We start from the raw sequence: 20,374 nt of genomic DNA on the forward strand, positions 1-20,374 counted from the left end.
GGTCGCGGGCGCACTGTTCTTGCGGCGAATCGTGCCGGGGTGAGGACGGGGCGTGTTATTAACCGAAAACGCGAGGGGAACCCGCGCGCTGCGCCTTGCGCAGCGGTCGCGTCGGGGCAATCTTGTCAGGCGATGACGCGTTCCTCGAACAGCCCGGTCACTGCGGTGCTCGGCCCCACCAACACCGGCAAGACGCATCTCGCGATCGAGCGGATGGCGGCGCATTCGAGCGGCATCATCGGCTTCCCGCTGCGGCTGCTGGCGCGCGAAGTCTATGACCGGCTCGTCGCGATCAAGGGGCCGAAGGAAGTGGCTTTGGTCACTGGCGAGGAGCGCATCGTTCCCCCCGGCGCACGCTGGTTCCTGTGCACAGCGGAGAGCATGCCGCTCGACCGCGAGGTGTCGTTCGTCGCGCTCGACGAAGGGCAACTTGGTGCCGACCCCGAGCGCGGCCATGTCTTCACCGACCGCATCCTGCGTGCGCGCGGCCGCGACGAAACGATGATCCTGGGGTCGGACAGCCTGCGCCCAGTACTGCGCAAGCTCGTCCCCGAAGCCGAGATCGTCACCCGCCCGCGCTTCTCCACGCTCAGCTATGCCGGCGCGAAGAAGCTCTCGCGCCTGCCCAAACGCTCCGCCATCGTCGCGTTCAGCGCCGAGGAGGTGTACGCGGTAGCCGAAGCGCTGCGGCGCCTGCGCGGTGGCGCCGCGGTCGTGATGGGCGCGCTGTCCCCCCGCACCCGCAACGCCCAGGTCGCGATGTTCCAGGCGGGCGAGGTCGATTATCTGGTCGCCACCGACGCGATCGGCATGGGCCTCAACCTCGACGTGCATCACGTCGCCTTTGCCAGCCTCAACAAATTCGACGGCCGCCGCCAGCGCCGCCTGACCGTCGCCGAAATGGCGCAGATCGCCGGACGCGCCGGGCGCCACCAGCGCGACGGCACCTTCGGCGCATTGGTCGAGGAAGGCCCCGGAGCATTCACGCCCGAAGAGATCGCCGCGATCGAGGGGCACCGCGTCCCCCCGCTCGAGCATCTCTACTGGCGCGAGGGCGAACCCGACCTCACCAGCATCGACGCGCTGATCGCCAGCCTCGAGCGCAAGCCCGACCATATGATGCTGCGCGCCGCGCCCGAAGCGACCGACCTGATGGTGCTCAAGCGGCTCGCGGCCGAGGATTGGGTGCGCGACCGCGTCCGCTCGCCCCGCGCGGTCGCGCGGCTCTGGGCGGCGTGCGGCCTGCCCGATTTCCGCAAGCTCGGGCTCGATCCGCACACCCGCTTCGTGTCGCGCGTGTTCCGGCATCTGAGCGAAGCGCGCGGCCACATCCCGCACATTTGGTTCGCCGACGAGATCGCCCGGCTCGACCGCATCGATGGCGATGTCGAAAGCATCGCCGGGCGCATCGCCGCCGCGCGCAGCTGGGCCTATATCGCGCACCGCGCCGACTGGCTCGACGATCCCGCGCACTGGGCCGACCGCACCCGCGCGCTCGAGGAGAAATTGTCCGACGCGCTCCACGCCAGCCTGACCCAGCGCTTCGTCGACAAGCGCACCACGGTGCTGCTGCGCCAGATCGGCGCCGATGCCTCGCACCTTCCGGTCGTGATCGGGGCCGAAGGCGAGGTGACGGTCGAGGACCATCCGCTCGGCCAATTGCGCGGCTTTCATTTCGAAGTGTCCCCCGATGCGCGCGCCGCCGACAAGCGCATGCTGCTCGCCGCCGCCGAAAAGGGCCTCGCCCCCGAACTGCGCCGCCGCGCCGCCGCCCTCGCCGCTGCGCCCGATGACGCGCTGTCGCGGGTCGGCGCGGAGGTGCACTGGCAGGGGTCACGCGTCGCGCATCTCGACGTCACCGCCAATCCGCTGCGCCCCGCAATCCGGCTCTGCCGCACGCTCGACGTGCTCAACCCGCGCGAGCGCAATGCAGCGCTGGCACGCATCGCCGCCTGGCTCGACGCGCGCATCGTCGCCGACCTGCCCGACCTCGCCACGCTCGACGCGCTCAGCCGCGATGCCGCCGCGGGCAGCCGTGTGCGCGCGCTCGCCGGGCTGCTCGTCCAGGCCGGCGGGCTGATGCCGCGCCGCGCCGCCGGGGCGCTGGTCGAGGCGCTCGATCCCGATGACCGCAAGCGGCTGCGCAAAGCCGGGATCGTCATCGGCACGCTCGACCTGTTCATGCCGGGCCTGCTCAAACCGCGCGCCGCCGCCGCGCGCCGCGCGCTGCTGAACCTTGGCGATGGCGCGACCGAGGGAGCGAGCGTCCTCCATCGCACCGCGCCCGGCGCCTCGCTCGAGCACGGCTATCGCCCGCTCGGGCAACAGGCGGTGCGCATCGACCTTGCCGAACGCATCGCCCGCGCCGCGCATGATTCGCGAAAGGGCCGCACCCCCTTCACCCCCGATCCCGCGCTCGCCACCTCGATGGGCCTCACCCCCGACACGCTCGCCCGGCTGATGGCGCAGCTTGGCTTTCAGGGGCTGCGCGGGCGTGATGGCCAGCCGCAGCGCTGGGTGTGGAAGGGGCTGACCCCGCTCGCCAAGCCCAAGCCGCCGCCGCGCGATACCTCGATGGGCCATGCCTTTGCCAAGCTGGTCGCGCTGACCGATGACTGACCCCGCCGCCATGCGGCTCGACCGCTTCCTGTGGTGGTCGCGCCTGTCCGCCTCGCGCAACTTCGCCCGCGCGCTCGCCGAATCCGGCCATTTGCGGATCGATGGCCGTCGGGTCGAGCGCGCGCATCTCCCGGTGCGCCCCGGCAACATCCTCGCCTTTGTGGCGCATGGTGGAAAGGTGCGCGTGGTGCGCATCGATGCACTGCCCCATCGCCGCGGCCCGCCCGCCGAGGCACAGGGCTGCTACACCGAGCTGACTCCCGGCGCCCCATCCGACAAAGATTGAGAATGTCTCGCAGAAAGCGCGTCTAGATTGACGTTGCAAACCGCCGGGCATAGCAGAAGGCGATAGATCACCGCCCGCCTGGGGCGCATGAGGGGCCGAACCTGCCATGACCTATGTCGTCACCGACGCCTGCATCCGCTGCAAATATATGGACTGCGTCGAGGTGTGCCCGGTCGACTGCTTCTATGAGGGCGAGAATATGCTCGTCATCAACCCGAGCGAATGCATCGATTGCGGCGTGTGCGAACCCGAATGCCCGGCCGAGGCGATTTTGCCCGACACCGAGAGCGGGCTGGAGCAGTGGCTCGAGCTCAACAACACCTTCTCCGCGCAATGGCCCAACGTCACGCGCAATGCCGGACAGACCCCGGAAGACGCCGACGCGCACAAGGGCGAAGAGGGCAAGTACGAGAAGTATTTCTCGCCCGAGCCCGGCGCGGGAGACTGAGGATAGCCGCTTCGGCCGGTTGCCTGACCGGCTGAAACACTAGCGTTGCATTCCACGCGGCATCACGTCGCGCGCCCACTCCGGACGCGCGCGATTCCAGTGTGGTAATTTTATTGCATCTGTGTTAAATACCGCATCGGACGCGAGGAATCGCGTTTCGGTACTGGAGACCGTGTTTGATTTGCCCCGACCCGGCTTCACCCGCCCGGTAACTGCACCGGGCCTGTGACGCAATCCCTTAGGGGCGCGAGTTCATAAGAAAGGCTTCCCGCACATGGCTGCCAAGGCGCTGTCCTTCGATGTCGGCGATTATGTCGTATACCCCAAGCACGGCGTGGGCCGTGTGATTGAGCTCCAGAAACAGGAAATCGCGGGCATGCAGCTTGAGCTGTACGTGCTCCGCTTCGAAAAAGAGAAAATGACCCTGCGCGTTCCGACCAACAAGGCGGAAAGCGTCGGCATGCGCAAGCTGTCGAGCGACAAGACGCTGCGTGAGGCGCTCGACACGCTCAAGGGCAAGCCCAAGGTCAAGCGCACCATGTGGTCGCGCCGCGCCCAGGAATATGAAGCGAAGATCAATTCGGGCGACCTGGTGTCGATCGCCGAAGTGGTCCGCGACCTGTTCCGCGCCGACGACCAGCCCGAGCAGAGCTATTCCGAACGCCAGATCTTCGAAGCCGCCGCCTCGCGCCTCGCGCGTGAGCTCGCCGCGATGGAACAGATCGACGAAAAGGCTGCGCTGGAAAAGCTGCTTGAGATCCTGCGCGCCTCGGCCGCGATCTACAACAAGGAGAAGGCGAGCGCCTGATCGCGCAACGCCGATTCCATGACGACAAGGGCGGTCCTGCGGGGCCGCCCTTTTTCGTTGCACTCGCAGCGCATAACGTGTATTATACCAGCAATACACATAGGAGAGAGCCGATGACCCGCTTCCGCATCGCCCTTGTCGCCACCGCCGCGCTTTCGCTGACCGCCTGCAACTTCGCCGGCGGCATGAGCGGCGATGTCGTCCAGCCGAGCGGACAGGGCGCCACGCGCAGCTTCCAGGTCGCGGACTTCACCGGCGTGTCGCTGCGCGGTGCCGACGATGTCGAGGTCCGCACCGGCGCCTTCTCGGTGACAGCAGAGGGCGACAGCGCGCTGCTCGACCGGCTCGAAATCCGCAAGGACGGCGACACGCTGCGCATCGGGCGCAAGGATGGTGAGTGGAGCTGGGGCGGCGACAAGGGTGCGAAGATCATCGTCACCCTCCCCGCGCTCGCCGGCGCCGATATCGCCGGGTCGGGCGACATGACGATCGACGCGGCGAAGGGCGATTTCTCGGGCGCGGTTGCGGGCTCGGGCAATATGACCCTCGCCAGCCTCGCCGGCGGCAAGGCTGATCTGTCGATCGCCGGATCGGGCGACATCACGGTCGGCGGCGGCACCGCGAGCATGCTCGACGTGTCGATCGCCGGATCGGGCAATGTCGGGGCTGCGGGGCTCAAGGCGAGCACCGCCGACATCTCGATCGCTGGCTCCGGCAATGTCCGCGCGCAGGTCAGCGGCGCGGCCGACATCTCGCTGGTCGGATCGGGCGATGTCGAGCTGACCGGCGGCGCGAAATGCTCGGTCAGCAAGATGGGCTCGGGCGACGCGCGCTGTAGCTGAGGGACGTCACTTGCGCGGGGCGGGCAATCGGTGCGATGCCCGTCGCATGCGCAGCCTTCTGATCCTCGCCCCGCTTCTCGCTGTTGGCGCGGCACCCGTTCCGCAGGCGGCGGAGAGCAACACCGTCATGCTCACTGGCTTTGAACGGCTGCGTATCGACGGCCCGTTCCTGGTCAAGGTGATCGATGGCCAGCCGCCCAAGGCAGTGATCACCGGCGACCGCCGCGCGCTCGACCGGGTCAGCGTCCGCAACATGGGTGGCCAGCTGGTCATCGGCCCGCGCAACCAGACGTTCGAGGGGTGGAGCGAGCAGAGCAGCCCGCTGACGATCACGGTCGGCGCACGCGGCCTGCGCGGCGTCAACATCAATGGCGGCGGATCGGTAGAGGTCGACCGGATCGCGGGGCAGCGGATCGATCTGGGCGTCAACGGCGCGGGGTCGCTCAACATCGCCCGGCTCGAAACCGACCAGCTCGCGGTCACGCTGACCGGCACCGGCGCGGTACGGATCAAGGGCGGCACGACCCGCACCGCGCGCTTCGGCAGCTATGGTGCCGGGTCGATCGATGCGACGGGAATGACCGTCAACGACCTCATTGTTCAGGCACAGAGCGCCGGGGACAGCCGCTTCACCGCCCGCTACACCGCGCAGATCGCGTCGCTTGGCACCGGATCGGTGCGCGTCACCGGCAACGCGGCTTGCATCATCTCCGGCCCCGGCCCGGCCAGCTGCACCGGCAAAACCGAACGGCGGAAGTAAAACTCTCCCCCCCCTGAAAGGGAGGGGTCGGGGGTGGGTGCGCGCGTCTGCGCGCTCCAAAGACTTTCACCCATCTCGCAAAACAGCGGCAATCGAGGCATCGAGCCTCGCTTGCCGCTAAACCCACCCCTTGCCTCTCCCTTTCAGGGAGGGGAACCAATAGGCACTACGCCGCAATCGGAAAGCGCAGCAACCGGTCCTCCAGCGCCACCAGCGCCTGCGCACCGCGCCCGACCGCGCGCACGATCTCGGGATGATCGACATCCAGCCCGCCGGTCAGCGCCCCGAATGCGGGCAGGATCAGCTTGGTCTGCGTCGCGACAAAGCACCGCCGCGCCACCTGTCGCCCGCGCGTCCGCACCCGCAGCTTGGGGTGAAAATGCCCCGACAGCTCGGGCCTCGCCTCGCCCGGCTCGGCTTCGTGGCGCAGCAACAGGCCATCGACCTCGGCCTCGACCATGACGCGCCCGCCGCAATGGTCGATCGCCGCCTGCTCCGCCAGCGCCGCATCGTGATTGCCGGTGATCCAATTCCACTCCAGCGCCCCGGTCAGCGCCCGTAACCGCACCCGCGCCGCCTCCGGCAAGCGCTCGCACCCGGCCGAATCATGGAAGCTGTCGCCCAGGCACCAAAGCTCCCGCGCCTGCGTGCGCGCGACCAGCGCCGCCAGCGCGTCCAGCGTCGCCAGGCTGTCATAGGGCGGCAGCAACTGCCCCCAGCGCGCGAACCAGCTCGCTTTCTCGAAATGCAGGTCGGCGACGATCAGCGCCCGCCGCGCCGGCCAGTACAGCGCCGCCTCGGGCAGCGCGCACAGATCATGACCAGCGAACGAAAAGGGAACCATAGCCCGCTATCGCGCCCCCGGCGCGGCGCGTCAACCGATCCGCGATCCGGTCGGCGGCGTGCTGCTGCGCGTCATCATAAAGCGCACCCGGCGCGCCGGAAAATCGATCTCGACCCGGCGAAAGGCCCGCAGCGCGTCCATCCCCAGCATCAGCGCCGGTTCCTTCGTCAGTCCGAAATGGTCGAAGGGCGGAACATCGGCAAAGGCGACCGGCAGGCCGCGCATCACCACGCCGCCGATCTGCACCTGCCCGGCGATGTGATAATTCACCGTCAGCTTCTCGCCGGTGACGCTGGTCAGCTCGATCGGCCCCTTCAGCGCGATCCGCTTGAGCCGGCGTTGCAGCGCCAGATTGCCCATGCTGATCTGCGACCCGGTATCGAGCACCACGGTCACACGATGCCCTTCGAACTGCGCCTCGGTGACGATCAGCTGGCCCAGGCGGTTGCGCGCGATGACCACGATCTCCTCTGCGTCGCGCGCGACCGTGCGGCTGCGCGCCGTACCCCGCGACGGCCGCACCGCCATCTCCCGCCGGTCAAAGTCGATCGCCACCATATGGCCGCGCAATTGCTCGATCCCCAGCAGCCCGTGTCCACCCAGATGCGCCGCCTCCAGCGCCGGGGCGTTGAACGCGCGCGCGTCGCGCACAGGGCCGACCGACAGCGACGGGACCACCACGGTCTGCACCTGCGCGCTTCCGGTCATCGTCGTCAGCCGCACCTGCGGCCCGGCGCTCAGCCCCAACTGCCCCGCCAGCTGGCGCGACACGACCGATCGCTCGGCCCCGGTATCGATGATGAACGGCCGCGGTGCTGCACCGCCGATCGACACCGGAACCGTCATCCGCGTCTCAAGCGCGCCCAGCGCGACCGTCTCGCTGGCCGCCTCGGCTGCGGGACGCGGCGGCAACGTCTCTTCGGGCGCGGGTTGGGCGCCGAACGCTGCAAAGAGCGGCATGAGAAAGAGCGACCGCATCGCGCGATCCTATACCTGTCGATGCTGCGCAGCAATTGCACTTAAGGGAAGCGAAACCGCGCTCAATCCACCCGCATCGCCTCGACCGCCAGCGCCTCGGCCTCGATCAGCATCGCATCCTCCGCCGCACCCTGTGCCACCGTCTCGCGCCCGATCATGATCAGCACCGGCACCGCCATCGGGCTGACGCGGTCGAGGTCGACATGCACCATCTGCTCCGCCGCGGTGTCGAGCAGGTGGGCGAGCCGCCCGACATCGGTCATCCGCGCCCGCGCATCGGCCCACGCCGCCTTGAGCAGCAGGTGATCGGGCTCATATTTGCGCAGCACGTCATAGATCAGGTCGGTCGAAAACGTGACCTGCCGCCCGGTCTTCTTCTTCCCCGGCTGCTGCCGCTCGACCAGCCCGCCGATGATCGCCACCTCGCGGAACGCGCGCTTGAGCAACGCCGACCCCTGCACCCAGTCGACGAACTCATCCTCAAGAATATCGGGCGAGAACAGCGCCGCCGGATCGGTGATCGGCTCCAACCCGTACACCGCCAGCGCATAGTCGTTCGCGACGAACCCGATCGGTTTCAGCCCCAGCGCTTCCATCCGCCGCGTCACCAGCATGCCGAGCGACTGGTGCGCGTTCCACCCTTCGAAGCTGTACACCACCATATGGTGCCGCCCCTCATGCGGGAAGGTCTCGACCAGCAGCCGCCCGGGCGCGGGCAGTTGCGAGCGGCGCTGCTGCACCTCGAGCCATTCGCGCACATCGTCGGGGAAGCGCGCCCACTCCGCCGGGTCGGCCAGAAACCGCCGCACCCGCTCCGCCAGTGTCGAGCTGATCGACAGGCGCAGGCCCATGTATGACACGATCCGCGCCGGTTTCGCGGTCGCGCGCACGATCACATCGGTCAGCTCGACCCGCTCGACCTCAACCGCCATCCCCGCGAAGAAGAAACTGTCCCCGGGCGACAGCTGCGACCCGAAATTCTCCTCGACCTTGCCCAGCCGCCGCCCATTCTTGAACCGCACATCCAGCATCGGCGATTCGACGATGATCCCGGCGTTCAACCGATGCTGCGCAACAAAGGCCGGCTTGGTCACCCGCCACAGCCCATCAGGCGTGCGCGTCAGCCGCTTGAACTTGTCGTACGCCCGCAGCGCATAGCCGCCATCGGCGATGAAGTTCAGCACCCGATCGAACGTCTCGGCATCCAGCGCCGAATAGGGCAATGCCCCCTGCACCTCGCGCAGCAACGCCCCGGCATCGAACGGCGCGGCGCACGCCACCCCCATCACATGCTGCGCCAGCACGTCGAGCGCACCGGGGCGGAACACGTCGTTGTCCAGTTCGCCCGCCTCGACCGCGTCGAGCGCCGCGCGCGCCTCCAGATACTCAAAACGATTGCCCGGCACGAGCACCGCCTCGCTCGATTCGTCCAGCCGGTGATTGGCGCGCCCGATCCGCTGCAACAGGCGCGAGCTGCCCTTCGGCGCGCCCATCTGGATCACGCAATCGACATCGCCCCAATCGACGCCGAGATCGAGGCTGGCGGTCGCGACCAGCGCGCGCAGCTTGCCATCCGCCATCGCCTGCTCGGCCTTGCGCCGCGCTTCCAGACTCAAACTGCCATGATGCACCCCGATCGGCAGTTGCAGGTCGTTGGCCTTCCACAGATTCTGGAACACCAGCTCGCACAGCCCGCGCGTGTTGCAGAACACGATCGTCGTCTTGTGCGTCTCGATCTCGGCCATCACCTGCGGGATCGCATAGATGCCGCTATGCCCCGACCATGGCACGCGCCCCTCGGGCAACAGGATCGCGATATCGGGGTCCGCGCCCTTCTCGCCCACCACCAGCTCGACGCTGTCGATATCACCGTGCGGCGCCAGCCAGGCGCGATAGCCATCGGGGTCCGCCACCGTCGCCGACAGCGCCACGCGCCGCATGTCCGGCGCAATCGTCTGCAACCGCGCCAGTGCCAGCGCCAGCAAATCGCCGCGCTTGCCGGTGGCAAACGCATGGACCTCGTCCACCACCAGCGTCTTCAGCCCCGCGAACATCAGCAAACTGTCCTCATAGGACAGCAACAGGCTGAGCGATTCGGGCGTGGTCAGCAGGATCTGCGGCGGCCGCGCGCGCTGGCGCACTTTCTTCTCATGCGACGTATCGCCGGTGCGCGTCTCGACGCGGATGTTGAGGCCCATCTCGTCGATCGGGGTCAGCAGATTGCGCTGCACATCCACCGCCAGCGCCTTCAACGGCGAGATGTACAGCGTGTGCAGCCCCTCGCCCGGCGCCTCGATCAGTTCGGTCAGCGTCGGCAGAAACCCCGCCAACGTCTTCCCCGCCCCGGTCGCCGCGACCAGCAACGCGTGCTTCCCGGCCCGCCCGGCCTCGAGCATCTCCAGCTGATGCCGCCGCGGCGTCCACCCACGCGCGGCGAACCAGTCGGACAGGACGGGGGGCAGGCTCAAACCCAGCCCTCACCGTGAGAATAACTGGGCGCCAAACAGAAGTGGGAACAATGCCGCATCCCACCCATATAGGCATGATGGCAAAGCTCGGCGACTGGCTCGAACCGCATCCGGAGGGGATTTACGTCCCCGCCGCCGATCTCTGGATCGATCCGTCACAGCCCAAGCCGCGCGCCTTCGTGACGCACGGCCATGCCGACCATGCGCGCGGCGGGCATGGTGCGGTGTGGGCGACCCCCGAAACGCTGGCGATCATGGACGCGCGCTACGGCCCCCAGACCGCACACCCGGTCGCCTATGGCGAAACCGTCAAGGCGGGGGATGTCGAGATCGGCTTCGTCCCCGCCGGCCATGTCCTCGGCTCCGCGCAGATCGTGCTCGACCATCGCGGCGAGCGCATCGTCGTCTCGGGCGATTACAAACGCCGACCCGACCCGACCTGCGCACCCTTCCGCCCGGTCAAATGCGACGTGTTCGTGACCGAAGCGACGTTCGGCCTCCCGGTTTTCCGCCATCCCGAAACCACCGACGAGATCGACAAGCTCCTCGCCGCATTGCGCGCCGAGCCCGAACGCTGCGTCCTCGTCGGCGCCTATGCGCTGGGCAAGGCGCAGCGGGTGATCGCCGAACTGCGCGGCATGGGGTTCGACGACCCGATCTATATCCATGGCGCGCTGCAACGCCTGTGCGACCTGTACATCGACCACGGCGTCGCGCTCGGCGAGCTGCGCCCCGCCACTGGCGTCGCAAAAAAGGAGCTGCAGGGCCGCATTATCCTCGCTCCGCCCGGCGCGCTCAACGACCGCTGGTCACGCCGCCTGCCCGACCCCGTCACCGCGATGGCCAGCGGCTGGATGACCGTCCGCCAGCGCGCGCGCCAACGCAATGTCGAGCTCCCCCTGATCCTGTCAGACCATGCTGACTGGGACGAACTGACCACGACCCTGCGCGAGATCGCGCCCAAGGAAGTCTGGGTCACCCACGGCCGCGAAGACGCGCTGGTCCACTGGTGCCGCCAGCATCAGATCAAGGCGAGGGCGCTGGAACTGGCGGGGTATGAGGATGAAGACGACTAGCTCGTCGCCCCGGCGCAGGCCGGGGCCGCCACGTTACGCGCGAACCCCTTTCCACATGGCGGCCCCGGCCTGCGCCGGGGCGACGAATCATGTAGAGCGATCCCCATGACCCACCCCCGCAACATCGTCATCCTCACCGGCGCAGGCATCTCCGCCGAATCCGGCGTCGCCACCTTTCGCGGTCCCGGCGGACTGTGGGAGGGGCATCGCGTCGAGGATGTTTGCACGCCCCAAGCGCTCGCGCACGACCCCGACCTGGTCCACCGCTTCTACGACGAACGCCGCGCCAATCTGGCCAGGGTCGAGCCCAACGCCGCGCACCACGCGCTCGCCCGGCTCGACGCGGAGTGGCCCGGCGAGTTGCTGCTGGTCACCCAGAATGTCGACGATCTGCACGAGCGCGCCGGATCGAAACGCATGCTCCACATGCATGGCGAGCTGAAATCCGCGCTCTGCGCGCTGTGCGGCATCCAGAGCGAATGGGCCGACCCGCTCCCGCCCGGCACGTCCTGCCCCTCATGCGACGCGCCCGCACTGCGCCCCGACATCGTGTTCTTCGGGGAGATGCCCTATCACATGGAGGCGATCGACGCCGCGATCGCCCGCGCCGACCTGTTCGTGTCGATCGGCACCTCCGGCGCAGTCTATCCCGCCGCTGGCTTCGTCCGCACCGCGCGCCACCACGGCGCCGATGCGCTCGAACTCAACCTTGAGCGATCGGAAGGCAGTGCCTGGTTCGCGCAGTCCCGCCTCGGTCCGGCAGGAACGCTGGTGCCGGAATGGGTGGAATCGTTGCTAGGGTAGGAAAAACCCGTTTGGGCTGAGCCTGTCGAAGCCCCGGCCCCCACCCACCGACGTCACGCATGGCCCTTCGACAGGCTCAGGGCAAACGGGCGTTAGTCGACCCAATCCAACCCAATCTCACGGTACAGGCTGCGATCCTCTTCCCAGCCCGGCCGCACCTTCACATGCAGGAACAGCTGGACCTTGACCCCCAGCAGCTCCATCAACTCGGCCCGCGCACGCGACCCGATCTGCTTGATCATCGCCCCGCCCTGCCCCAGAACGATCGCGCGCTGGGTCGGCCGTTCGACCAGAATCTGCTGGTAGATCTCGACCGACCCGTCGGGCTTTTCGGTATAGCGCTCGGTCTCGATCGCCGTCGCATAGGGCAGTTCGGCGTGGAGCAGATGATACAGCTGCTCGCGCGTGATCTCCGACGCCAGCATGCGGTCGGTCGCGTCCGACACCTGATCCGCCGGGAAGTGCCACGGGCCCTCGGGCATGCGCTTGGCGAGCTCGGCCTTCAGCTCCGCCACACCGTCCCCGGTCGTCGCCGACACGAAGAACGTATCCTCGAACTCGGCCAGCTCATTCAGGCTCGCGGCATGGCCCAGCAGGCGCGGCTTGTCGGCGATATCGACCTTGTTGAGGATCAGGATCTTGCGCTCGCGCCGGTCCTTCAGCCCCGCGACGACGCTGCGCACCTTCGGCCCGATCCCGCCCTTGCCATCGACCACCAGCGCGATCAGGTCCGCGCCCTGCGACCCTTCCCAGGCGGCGGCGACCATCGCGCGGTCCAGCCGCCGCGCCGGATCGAAAATCCCCGGCGTATCGACCAGCAACAGCTGGGTATCATCGGCAATCGCGATGCCCATCAGCCGCGCGCGCGTCGTCTGCGCCTTGGGGCTGACGATCGCCACCTTCTGCCCGACCAGTGCGTTCACCAACGTAGACTTGCCCGCATTGGGCGCGCCGACCACGGCGATCAGGCCGCATTTCTGTGCTTCGATATCCAAAACCACTCCGTCCAAAAACCATCGTCACCCCGGCCTTGTGCCGGGGTCCACCCATCCGCGGGCGCATCCATTGACGTTATAGCACAGGCGGCGGACCCCGGAACCAGTCCGCAATGACCACCCTATTTCTGCAGCACCGCCAGCAACGCCGCCGCCGCTGCGGTCTCGGCTTCCTGCTTGCTCGAACCCTCGCCTTGCGCCTCCGCCAGCTTGCCGATCTCCGCCTTCACGCGAAAGCGCGGCGCATGGCCCGGCCCCGATCGGTCGACCAGCACATAGTCCGGCGCGCGCCGGTTGTTCGCCGCCGCCCATTCCTGCAGCGCGGACTTGGGATGCTTGGGCGCCGATTCCTGCGCGTCGATCCGGCTGTCCCACAGCCGCCGCACCAGCGCGCGCGCCGCGTCGAACCCCTGATCGAGGAACGTCGCGCCGATCAGCGCCTCCATCACATCGCCCAGCACATTGTCGCTGTCCGACGCGCCATCGTCGCGCGCCTGCTTGCCCAGCTTCAGATGCCGCGACACGCCGATCTCGCGCGCCACCTGCGCGCACATCTGCCCGGTCACCAGCGCGTTGAAGCGCCGCGACAATTTCCCCTCGGGCTCGCCCGGAAACCGCTCATACAGCCACGCCGCCAGCGTCAGCCCCAGCACGCGGTCGCCCAGAAACTCCAGCCGCTCGTAATTGTCCGCGCCCTGGCTGCCATGCGTCAGCGCGCGGCGATACACCGCCAGATCGTCCGGCGCATGGCCCAGCACCCCGGCCAGCCAGCCGGGCAGGTCCTCGTTCAAAAGCCTTCCCCGATCCGCTCGAACCGCGCCGCGCTGAACCAGGTCCAGGGCAGCACCCATTGCGCGCTGCCATCGGTCGACCAGAAGCTGACCACCGCCTTGCCCTGGATATTCTCCATCGGGACAAAGCGGATGCCGCCGCGGTTGGTCCCGGTCGAATCCATCACCGGCTCGAACCGGCTGTCGCTCGAATTGTCGCGATTGTCCCCCATCAGGAAGACATGGCCCGCGGGCACGGTGAAGACCTCGGTATTGTCGCCCGCGCTCGTCCCGGCGTCGAGCACGTCATAGCTTTTCCCGCCGGGCAGCGTCTCGCGATAGCGGGCGATCCGGCACACCGGCGTGCCATCCGCCGTCGCCTCGATCGCCGCATCGCAATCGGCATTGGGCGTCATCGGCAGCACGAAGTCTGCGACGCGCTGCTTGGGGATCGCCTTGCCGTTCAGGATCAGCTGCCCGCCGCGCATCTGCACCGTGTCGCCCGGAACGCCGATCACGCGCTTGATCCAGTCGGTCTTCGCGTCCGGCGGCGCCTTGAACACCACCACATCGCCGCGCGCCGGATCCTTGGCGAACACGCGCCCCGGAATCAGCGGCACGCTCCACGGCAGCGAATGCTTCGAATAGCCGTAATTCCATTTGGTAATGAACAGATAGTCGCCGACCAGCAGCCGCGGCAGCATCGACCCCGACGGGATGCTGAACGGCGCGAACACGAAACTGCGCACGATGAACACCAGGATCGCGAGCTTCAAAAGAAAGCTCAGCGTATCCCGCAGCTCGGAGCGCGGCTTGAGGGTCTCGGCGGGGGCGGCGGTCTGCGCCGTGGCGGAATCGTCCATGGTGCTGCTGTGAATTGGGTGTGTGGCATCGTCAAGGCAGTCTGTTCCCCATTCCTCCCCTGAGCTTGCTCAGGGGAGGGGGACCGCCCGCGCAGCGGGTGGTGGAGGGGCTGCCCCGAAGAGGGCAGAATTTTGCCGAGCTGCCCACGGCCGTCTGCGCGGCCGCCCCTCCGTCAGCGCTGCGCGCTGCCACCTCCCCTGCGGTGCAGGGGAGGAATTGCGCGCCGCCCGCTTTCACTCCCCCACCCATCACGCTACACGCGCCGCGACCCAAAAGGAGACAGGCACATGGCGACCCCCGACTGGAGCGCGATCGAATCGCTGCCGCGCACCCCGCTCAACGACCTGTTCGCCGCCGACGCGAACCGGCTCGCATCGCTCACCACCGATGTCGCCGGCATCCATTTCGACTTTTCCAAGACGCATCTCGACGCCGCCGCGCTCGACGCCTTCGCCGCGCTCGCCAAGGCGGCCGACTTTGCCGCCAAGCGCGACGCGCTGTTCGCGGGCGAAGCGGTCAACGTGACCGAGGGCCGCGCCGCCGAGCACACTGCCGAACGCGGTGAGGGCAGCGAGGACAGCGTCGCCCGCGCCGCCGCCTATCACGCCCGCATGCGCGGCCTGATCGACGCGATCGAGGCCGAAGCGCTTGGGCCGATCCGCCATGTCCTGCACATCGGCATCGGCGGCTCCGCGCTCGGCCCGGAGCTGCTGATCGACGCGCTCGGCCGCGACATGGACCGCTATGACGTCGCCATCGTGTCGAACATCGACGGCTGCGCGCTGGAAGAGGCGATCGACAGCTTCGACCCACACGCCACGCTGATCGCGGTCGCGTCGAAAACCTTCACCACCACCGAAACCCTGCTCAACGCGACCAGCGCGCTCGACTGGATGCGCGAACATGGGGTCGAGGATCCCTATGGCCGCGTGATCGCGCTCACCGCCGCACCGGACAAGGCGGTCGAATGGGGCGTCGACGAAACCCGCATTCTCCCGTTCGGCGAGAGCGTCGGCGGGCGCTATTCGCTGTGGTCGTCGATCGGCTTCCCCGCCGCGATCGCCTTGGGTTGGGACGCGTTCGAGGAACTGCTCGACGGCGCGGCCGAAATGGACCGCCATTTCCGCCTGACCGATCTGCGCAGCAACGCCCCCGTCCTCGCCGCCTTCGCCGACCTCTATTACACCCAGAATCGCGGGTGCGAGACGCGCGGCGTGTTCGCCTATGACGAGCGCCTGCGCCTCCTCCCCAGCTATCTGCAACAGCTCGAGATGGAATCGAACGGCAAGTCGGTCACCGCCGACGGTCAGCCCGTCGGCCGCGCGACCGCACCGATCACCTGGGGCGGCGTCGGCACCGACGCACAGCACGCGGTGTTTCAGCTGCTGCATCAGGGCACCCACCTGATCCCGCTCGAATTCCTCGCCGTGATCGAGGGTGGCGACACGCTGGCCGAGGATCACCACCGCGCGCTGCTGCTCAACTGCTTCGCCCAGGGTGCCGCGCTGATGGCCGGCCGCGCCAATGACGACCCCGCCCGCGCCTATGCCGGCGACCGCCCGTCGATGACGCTCCTGCTCGACGAACTCGACCCGCGCACGCTCGGTGCGCTGATCGCCTTCTACGAACACCGCACGTTCGTCAGCGCCGCGTTGCTCGGCATCAACCCGTTCGACCAGTTCGGCGTCGAGCTTGGCAAGGAAATGGCCAAGGCCGCCGAGCGCGGCGGCCAGGATTTCGACCCCTCCACCGACGATTTGATCCGGAGAGCCTTCGCATGAGCGACGACGAATACGTCTATGACGAGGCGAGCGGCGAATGGGTCCCCGCATCGCAAGTGGCCGCGGTCTCCACTGAGGAGAGCGTCGAAGTCCGCGACTCGGTCGGCAACCTGCTCGCCGATGGCGATCAGGTCACGCTGATCAAGGACCTGACCGTCAAAGGCGCAGGGCAAACCCTCAAGCGCGGCACCCTGATCAAATCGATCCGCCTCACCGGCGACCCGCAGGAGATCGACTGCAAGTTCGACGGCATCAAGGGCCTGGTCCTGCGCGCGGAGTTTGTGCGGAAGCGCTAACCCCCACCCCCATCGTCACCCCGGCCTTGTGCCGGGGTCCACCGGGAGGCGGAGCGCGAAGCAAGAGGCTTGAGCGCCGGAAGTGCGGCACGGTGGACCCCGGCACAAGGCCGGGGTGACTAACTATTGTTCGACTTGGACCCTATCAGCGTCGCGTCAGAAACCTCTCTCCGCATCATTCTCGCAAGCTGACGCTGAAACTCGGCCACCGAAGGATAGTCGGTCTCCAACCTGCTTTGAACGAAATTCGCCGGCTCGTAATAGTTGGCGAGAAATACATCGGCGATCAAACCGCCCCTCACCCCAGCGGCGCTGAGACTGAGCTTCGTCACCGGCGTAAACTTCCCCTCTTCACCAAAGCCCCATTCACAAACCGCTGGGGCGTTGAACGGATATTGAGACAAGGACGCGGCAAAATCCGTCAGATCCTGCCACTGCACCCACATTCCATTGCGCCCGCTGAAATCAGGCGTTTGCAGCCGCGCGAGTAGCCACCCGAAATCGTCGTCGTCGCGGCTGAACTCATACTCAAAGGTCAGGGTGCAATTCATCGCCAGGGAATGGCACGCCGATCGTGCCTCCGCAATTGCCCCCCCTCCGTTGGCAATCCCACCCCTTGCCCCTATCTCCCGCTCCGACGACCCAACAGGAGCCCGACATGGCCGATTACGACTACGACCTCTTCGTCATCGGTGCCGGCTCCGGCGGCGTCCGCGCCAGCCGCGTCGCCGCCGCGCATGGCGCAAAGGTCGCGATTGCCGAGGAATATCGCGTCGGCGGCACCTGCGTCATCCGCGGCTGCGTGCCCAAGAAACTGCTCGTCTATGGCGCGCATTTCGCCGAGGATCTGAAGGACGCGCGCCGCTTTGGCTGGAATGTCCCCGATTGCGATTTCGACTGGGCGGTGCTGCGCGACAATGTCCTGTCGGAGGTCGACCGGCTCAACGGCGCGTACACCAACACGCTCGACAGCCATGGGGTCGAGATCGTCCACGAACGCGCCACCGTCTCCGGCCCCAACGAAGTGACGCTGGCGAGCGGCCGCACGATCACCGCCGACAAGATCCTGATCGCGGTCGGCGCGCGCCCGCTGGTGCCCGCCTGCCCCGGCCACGAACATGGCATCACCTCGAACGAGGTGTTCCACCTCGACGCACTGCCCAAGCGCGTGCTGATCGCGGGCGCGGGCTATATCGCCAATGAATTCGCCGGCATCTTCAACGAATTCGGCAGCAAGGTGACACTGATCAACCGCTCGGACGTCATCCTGCGCGGCTATGACGAACAGATCCGCGACCGGCTGCTGCAGATTTCGATGACCAAGGGGATCGATTTCCGCTTCCACGCCGAATTCCGCGGGATCGAGAAGCAGGCCGACGGCACCCTCAAGGTCAGCATGACCAACCATGACGATATGGAGGTCGACTGCGTCCTCTTCGCCACCGGCCGCGTCCCCAACACCGATGGCCTGGGCCTCGCCGAAGCCGGGGTCGAGCTGGACGCCAAGGGCGCGGTCGTGGTCGGCGCGGACAACAAGTCGAGCGTCGATTCGATCTACGCCGTCGGCGACGTCACCAACCGCGTCCAGCTCACCCCAGTCGCGATCCGCGAGGGACAGGCATTCGCGGACACCGTGTTCGGCAACAAGCCGACCACCGTCGACTATGGCTGCATCCCCTCGGCCGTGTTCAGCCATCCGCCCATCGCCGGCGTCGGCATGACCGAGAGCGAGGCCAAGCAGAAATTCGGCGCGGTAAAGGTCTACACCTCAGACTTCCGCGCGATGAAGAATGTGCTGGCGGGCCGCAACGAACGCGCGCTGTACAAGATGATCTGCGAGCCGAACTCGGGCAAAGTCCTCGGCCTCCACATGATCGGCCCCGACGCCCCGGAAATCCTTCAGGCGGCGGCAGTGGCGGTGAAAGCGGGCCTGACCAAGGACGATTTCGACCAGACCGTGGCGCTGCACCCGTCGATGGCGGAAGAGCTTGTCTTGATGAAGTGATCGGGCGAGCTGCGCCTACCTAGAATTTTCTCGCACAAAGACACGAAGCCACGAAGGGGGTGCACCTTCTTCGTGGCTTCGTGTCTTTGTGCGCTATCTTGATCGACGCGTCAGCTGCAGCTGGAGTGAAGGATCACAAGCCCCTCCGGCTCATCAGGCAGATCGTCGAGTAATGGGACGTATTGCGGTTCGGCCATGAAATCGCACTGCGCGCCCAGCGCTGGGTAGCCCTCGGCACCGTGATGGACAAAGTACAGCGCCTGCTCTGCGCCATCGGAGTGAGCAACATGAACGCGCCTGAACACCTTAAGAACGCCCGAAGTCACTGATGGCATCGGTCCATAGGCAGTGATCCGCACGGATCGGACGGCGACAGGTCCAGCCTTCGCCGCCGCGGGCGGACTGAGGACCAAGGCCGCGAGCAGGGCGATCAGCACTCAAGCCCCCTCGCGCAACAACGCATCCGCCTCGCTGTCCGCCTCGCCCTCGCCGGCAATCGCCCGCGTCGCGCCCACGTCCATCGCGACATTGCCCAAAGTGCGGAAGATATCCGGAATCGTCTCGACCGCGACCAGCAGCCCCAGTGGCGCGATCGGCACGCCCATCGCGATCGCGATCGGCGCGATCGACGAGACGAAGCTGATCGTCCCCGGCAGCCCCACCGCGCCCATCGTCGTGATCGCCGCCGCCGCCCAGCCCGCCGCGATCTGCCCCGCGGTCAGCTCGATCCCGAACCAGTGCGCGACATAGATCGCGACCGCAAAGTTCATCGCCGGCCCGGTCCAGCGGAACAGCGCCACTGCCAGCGGCAGCACCACGCCCGCGCGCGCCACCGGCACGCCAAGCGCTTCGGTCGAGCGCAGCATCGCCGGCAGGCTGGCGAGCGAGCTTTGCGTCGATGCCGCGACCACCTGGCTCGGCACGATCGCGCGGATGAACCGCCCCGGCGCCACCTTCGCCACGCCCCATGCGAACGGCACGGCGAGCAGCCACAGCACCACGCCGACGGTGCACAGGATCGCGACATAATGGAGCAGCGCCCCGAACGCCGCCGTCCCCGCCCGCGCGCCGACGACATAGGCCAGCGCCCCGACGCCGATCGGCCCCAGCCACAACACCCAGTTGATCACGACCAGCATCGCATTGCCGATCGCCTGGAAAAACCCGGTCAGCCGCTCGCGCTCCTCGACCGGCAACCGCGTGATCGCAAAGGCGAACACGGTGGTGAACAGGATCATCGGCAGGAACGCGTCATTGACCGCCGACGCGATCGGGTTCGACGGCACCAAAGCGACAAGGAAGGCGGAGAAGGGCGGAATCTCGCCGGTCGGCGGCGCGGTACCCAGGGCCTCGCTCAACGCCGTGCCGAGATCGGCCCCCAGCGGAAAGACCGACAACAGCCCCAGCGCAATCGCTCCGCCCAGCGCCGATGAAATCCACAACAGCACGATGAAGGTAATGAACGCCCGCGTCGCCAGCGTGCTCGCCCGCGCCGCCTCCGCCGTCGCGGCAATGCCGGTGATCAGCAGCGACACGACCAGCGGCACGATCGTCATCTGCAACGCGTGCAGCCACATCGTGCCGATCGGCTGGACCCACTCGGCGGCGACCAGCGCGCGCTCGGGCGCCAGCGCGGCAGCGACGACCCCGATGGCCAGCGCCAGAATGAGTGCAACGAAGATACGGGTTGCTTGCGACATGCTCGCCCTTGCGAAAAAGGGGCGCTATCA

Annotated in this window: 20 protein-coding genes; 11 read left to right on the plus strand and 9 right to left on the minus strand. The window is 67.5% G+C overall.

What is annotated here, in order from left to right; genetic code table 11:
* Window positions 1-132 precede the first annotated feature (132 nt).
* The 6 genes from VGN66_RS00740 (at window position 133) to VGN66_RS00765 (ending at window position 5,763) form a co-directional block, all read left to right on the plus strand.
* Window positions 133-2,619, plus strand: coding sequence for a helicase-related protein (locus VGN66_RS00740; protein WP_327516956.1), 2,487 nt, complete (start codon window positions 133-135; stop codon window positions 2,617-2,619).
* The gene (locus VGN66_RS00745; protein ID WP_327516957.1) at window positions 2,612-2,905 is read left to right on the plus strand and encodes a S4 domain-containing protein; all 294 of its coding nucleotides are present in this window, start codon (window positions 2,612-2,614) and stop codon (window positions 2,903-2,905) included. The genes VGN66_RS00740 and VGN66_RS00745 overlap by 8 nt, the downstream gene beginning before the upstream one ends.
* A gap of 106 nt (window positions 2,906-3,011) precedes the next feature.
* Window positions 3,012-3,353, plus strand: coding sequence for a ferredoxin FdxA (gene fdxA / locus VGN66_RS00750; RefSeq protein WP_327516958.1), 342 nt, complete (start codon window positions 3,012-3,014; stop codon window positions 3,351-3,353).
* 274 nt (window positions 3,354-3,627) lie between these two features.
* Window positions 3,628-4,161, plus strand: coding sequence for a CarD family transcriptional regulator (locus VGN66_RS00755; protein ID WP_224921717.1), 534 nt, complete (start codon window positions 3,628-3,630; stop codon window positions 4,159-4,161).
* 113 nt (window positions 4,162-4,274) lie between these two features.
* Complete coding sequence (locus VGN66_RS00760; RefSeq protein WP_327516959.1) at window positions 4,275-5,003, plus strand: head GIN domain-containing protein; 729 nt, start codon at window positions 4,275-4,277, stop codon at window positions 5,001-5,003.
* A gap of 46 nt (window positions 5,004-5,049) precedes the next feature.
* On the plus strand, window positions 5,050-5,763 hold the full coding sequence (locus VGN66_RS00765; RefSeq protein ID WP_327516960.1) for a head GIN domain-containing protein: 714 nt from the start codon (window positions 5,050-5,052) through the stop codon (window positions 5,761-5,763).
* 166 nt (window positions 5,764-5,929) lie between these two features.
* On the opposite strand, the gene pdeM is transcribed toward VGN66_RS00765, so the two are convergent.
* From pdeM to VGN66_RS00780, 3 genes are all read right to left on the minus strand, one after another.
* Window positions 5,930-6,607 (minus strand): ligase-associated DNA damage response endonuclease PdeM, encoded by a 678-nt coding sequence (pdeM, locus tag VGN66_RS00770; RefSeq protein WP_327516961.1) that lies wholly within the window; start codon window positions 6,605-6,607, stop codon window positions 5,930-5,932.
* 30 nt (window positions 6,608-6,637) lie between these two features.
* Complete coding sequence (locus VGN66_RS00775; protein ID WP_327516962.1) at window positions 6,638-7,585, minus strand: aspartyl protease family protein; 948 nt, start codon at window positions 7,583-7,585, stop codon at window positions 6,638-6,640.
* A gap of 62 nt (window positions 7,586-7,647) precedes the next feature.
* The gene (locus VGN66_RS00780; RefSeq protein ID WP_327517554.1) at window positions 7,648-10,035 is read right to left on the minus strand and encodes a ligase-associated DNA damage response DEXH box helicase; all 2,388 of its coding nucleotides are present in this window, start codon (window positions 10,033-10,035) and stop codon (window positions 7,648-7,650) included.
* 95 nt (window positions 10,036-10,130) lie between these two features.
* Here VGN66_RS00780 and VGN66_RS00785 point away from each other — a divergent pair, with 95 nt between their 5' ends.
* On the plus strand, window positions 10,131-11,129 hold the full coding sequence (locus VGN66_RS00785; protein ID WP_327517555.1) for a ligase-associated DNA damage response exonuclease: 999 nt from the start codon (window positions 10,131-10,133) through the stop codon (window positions 11,127-11,129).
* Window positions 11,130-11,234: 105 nt separating this feature from the next.
* Window positions 11,235-11,933, plus strand: coding sequence for an NAD-dependent deacylase (locus VGN66_RS00790; protein ID WP_327516963.1), 699 nt, complete (start codon window positions 11,235-11,237; stop codon window positions 11,931-11,933).
* 92 nt (window positions 11,934-12,025) lie between these two features.
* Here VGN66_RS00790 and era read toward each other — a convergent pair whose 3' ends face one another.
* From era to lepB, 3 genes are all read right to left on the minus strand, one after another.
* Window positions 12,026-12,922 (minus strand): GTPase Era, encoded by an 897-nt coding sequence (era, locus tag VGN66_RS00795; RefSeq protein WP_414713175.1) that lies wholly within the window; start codon window positions 12,920-12,922, stop codon window positions 12,026-12,028.
* 128 nt (window positions 12,923-13,050) lie between these two features.
* A complete protein-coding gene (rnc, locus tag VGN66_RS00800; protein ID WP_327516964.1) occupies window positions 13,051-13,719 on the minus strand; it encodes a ribonuclease III in 669 nt (222 codons plus the stop codon).
* Window positions 13,716-14,561 (minus strand): signal peptidase I, encoded by an 846-nt coding sequence (gene lepB, locus VGN66_RS00805; protein ID WP_327516965.1) that lies wholly within the window; start codon window positions 14,559-14,561, stop codon window positions 13,716-13,718. Before lepB ends, rnc begins: the two co-directional genes overlap by 4 nt.
* 288 nt (window positions 14,562-14,849) lie before the next feature.
* On the opposite strand from lepB, the gene pgi reads away from it, so the two are divergent.
* The gene (gene pgi / locus VGN66_RS00810) at window positions 14,850-16,343 is read left to right on the plus strand and encodes a glucose-6-phosphate isomerase (RefSeq protein WP_327516966.1); all 1,494 of its coding nucleotides are present in this window, start codon (window positions 14,850-14,852) and stop codon (window positions 16,341-16,343) included.
* Window positions 16,340-16,639 carry an alkylphosphonate utilization protein gene (locus tag VGN66_RS00815; protein ID WP_327516967.1) on the plus strand — a complete coding sequence of 100 codons (300 nt, stop codon included), beginning with the start codon at window positions 16,340-16,342 and terminating at the stop codon, window positions 16,637-16,639. The genes pgi and VGN66_RS00815 overlap by 4 nt, the downstream gene beginning before the upstream one ends.
* 119 nt (window positions 16,640-16,758) lie before the next feature.
* Here the strand turns inward: VGN66_RS00815 and VGN66_RS00820 are convergent, their stop codons facing one another.
* On the minus strand, window positions 16,759-17,190 hold the full coding sequence (locus VGN66_RS00820; protein WP_327516968.1) for a hypothetical protein: 432 nt from the start codon (window positions 17,188-17,190) through the stop codon (window positions 16,759-16,761).
* A 107-nt stretch (window positions 17,191-17,297) separates the two neighbouring features.
* Between VGN66_RS00820 and gor the strand changes: the two genes are divergently transcribed.
* A complete protein-coding gene (gene gor / locus VGN66_RS00825) occupies window positions 17,298-18,644 on the plus strand; it encodes a glutathione-disulfide reductase (RefSeq protein WP_327516969.1) in 1,347 nt (448 codons plus the stop codon).
* Between the two features lie 110 nt (window positions 18,645-18,754).
* Here the strand turns inward: gor and VGN66_RS00830 are convergent, their stop codons facing one another.
* Window positions 18,755-19,081, minus strand: a complete 327-nt coding sequence (locus VGN66_RS00830; RefSeq protein ID WP_327516970.1) for a hypothetical protein — start codon at window positions 19,079-19,081, stop codon at window positions 18,755-18,757.
* Window positions 19,082-20,344, minus strand: coding sequence for a dicarboxylate/amino acid:cation symporter (locus tag VGN66_RS00835; RefSeq protein ID WP_327516971.1), 1,263 nt, complete (start codon window positions 20,342-20,344; stop codon window positions 19,082-19,084).
* Window positions 20,345-20,374 lie beyond the last annotated feature (30 nt).

The sequence above is a fragment of the Sphingomonas sp. genome (genome assembly GCF_035998645.1).
Taxonomy (GTDB): domain Bacteria; phylum Pseudomonadota; class Alphaproteobacteria; order Sphingomonadales; family Sphingomonadaceae; genus Sphingomonas.

What these genes read in the sequence shown, in the direction of transcription:
- VGN66_RS00740 (WP_327516956.1), top strand. Translation starts at nt 133, where the DNA reads ATGACGCGTTCCTCGAACAGCCCGGTCACTGCGGTGCTCGGCCCCACC.
- VGN66_RS00745 (WP_327516957.1), top strand. Translation starts at nt 2,612, where the DNA reads ATGACTGACCCCGCCGCCATGCGGCTCGACCGCTTCCTGTGGTGGTCG.
- fdxA (WP_327516958.1), top strand. Translation starts at nt 3,012, where the DNA reads ATGACCTATGTCGTCACCGACGCCTGCATCCGCTGCAAATATATGGAC.
- VGN66_RS00755 (WP_224921717.1), top strand. Translation starts at nt 3,628, where the DNA reads ATGGCTGCCAAGGCGCTGTCCTTCGATGTCGGCGATTATGTCGTATAC.
- VGN66_RS00760 (WP_327516959.1), top strand. Translation starts at nt 4,275, where the DNA reads ATGACCCGCTTCCGCATCGCCCTTGTCGCCACCGCCGCGCTTTCGCTG.
- VGN66_RS00765 (WP_327516960.1), top strand. Translation starts at nt 5,050, where the DNA reads ATGCGCAGCCTTCTGATCCTCGCCCCGCTTCTCGCTGTTGGCGCGGCA.
- pdeM (WP_327516961.1), bottom strand. Translation starts at nt 6,607, where the DNA reads ATGGTTCCCTTTTCGTTCGCTGGTCATGATCTGTGCGCGCTGCCCGAG.
- VGN66_RS00775 (WP_327516962.1), bottom strand. Translation starts at nt 7,585, where the DNA reads ATGCGGTCGCTCTTTCTCATGCCGCTCTTTGCAGCGTTCGGCGCCCAA.
- VGN66_RS00785 (WP_327517555.1), top strand. Translation starts at nt 10,131, where the DNA reads ATGGCAAAGCTCGGCGACTGGCTCGAACCGCATCCGGAGGGGATTTAC.
- VGN66_RS00790 (WP_327516963.1), top strand. Translation starts at nt 11,235, where the DNA reads ATGACCCACCCCCGCAACATCGTCATCCTCACCGGCGCAGGCATCTCC.
- lepB (WP_327516965.1), bottom strand. Translation starts at nt 14,561, where the DNA reads ATGGACGATTCCGCCACGGCGCAGACCGCCGCCCCCGCCGAGACCCTC.
- pgi (WP_327516966.1), top strand. Translation starts at nt 14,850, where the DNA reads ATGGCGACCCCCGACTGGAGCGCGATCGAATCGCTGCCGCGCACCCCG.
- VGN66_RS00815 (WP_327516967.1), top strand. Translation starts at nt 16,340, where the DNA reads ATGAGCGACGACGAATACGTCTATGACGAGGCGAGCGGCGAATGGGTC.
- VGN66_RS00820 (WP_327516968.1), bottom strand. Translation starts at nt 17,190, where the DNA reads ATGAATTGCACCCTGACCTTTGAGTATGAGTTCAGCCGCGACGACGAC.
- gor (WP_327516969.1), top strand. Translation starts at nt 17,298, where the DNA reads ATGGCCGATTACGACTACGACCTCTTCGTCATCGGTGCCGGCTCCGGC.
- VGN66_RS00835 (WP_327516971.1), bottom strand. Translation starts at nt 20,344, where the DNA reads ATGTCGCAAGCAACCCGTATCTTCGTTGCACTCATTCTGGCGCTGGCC.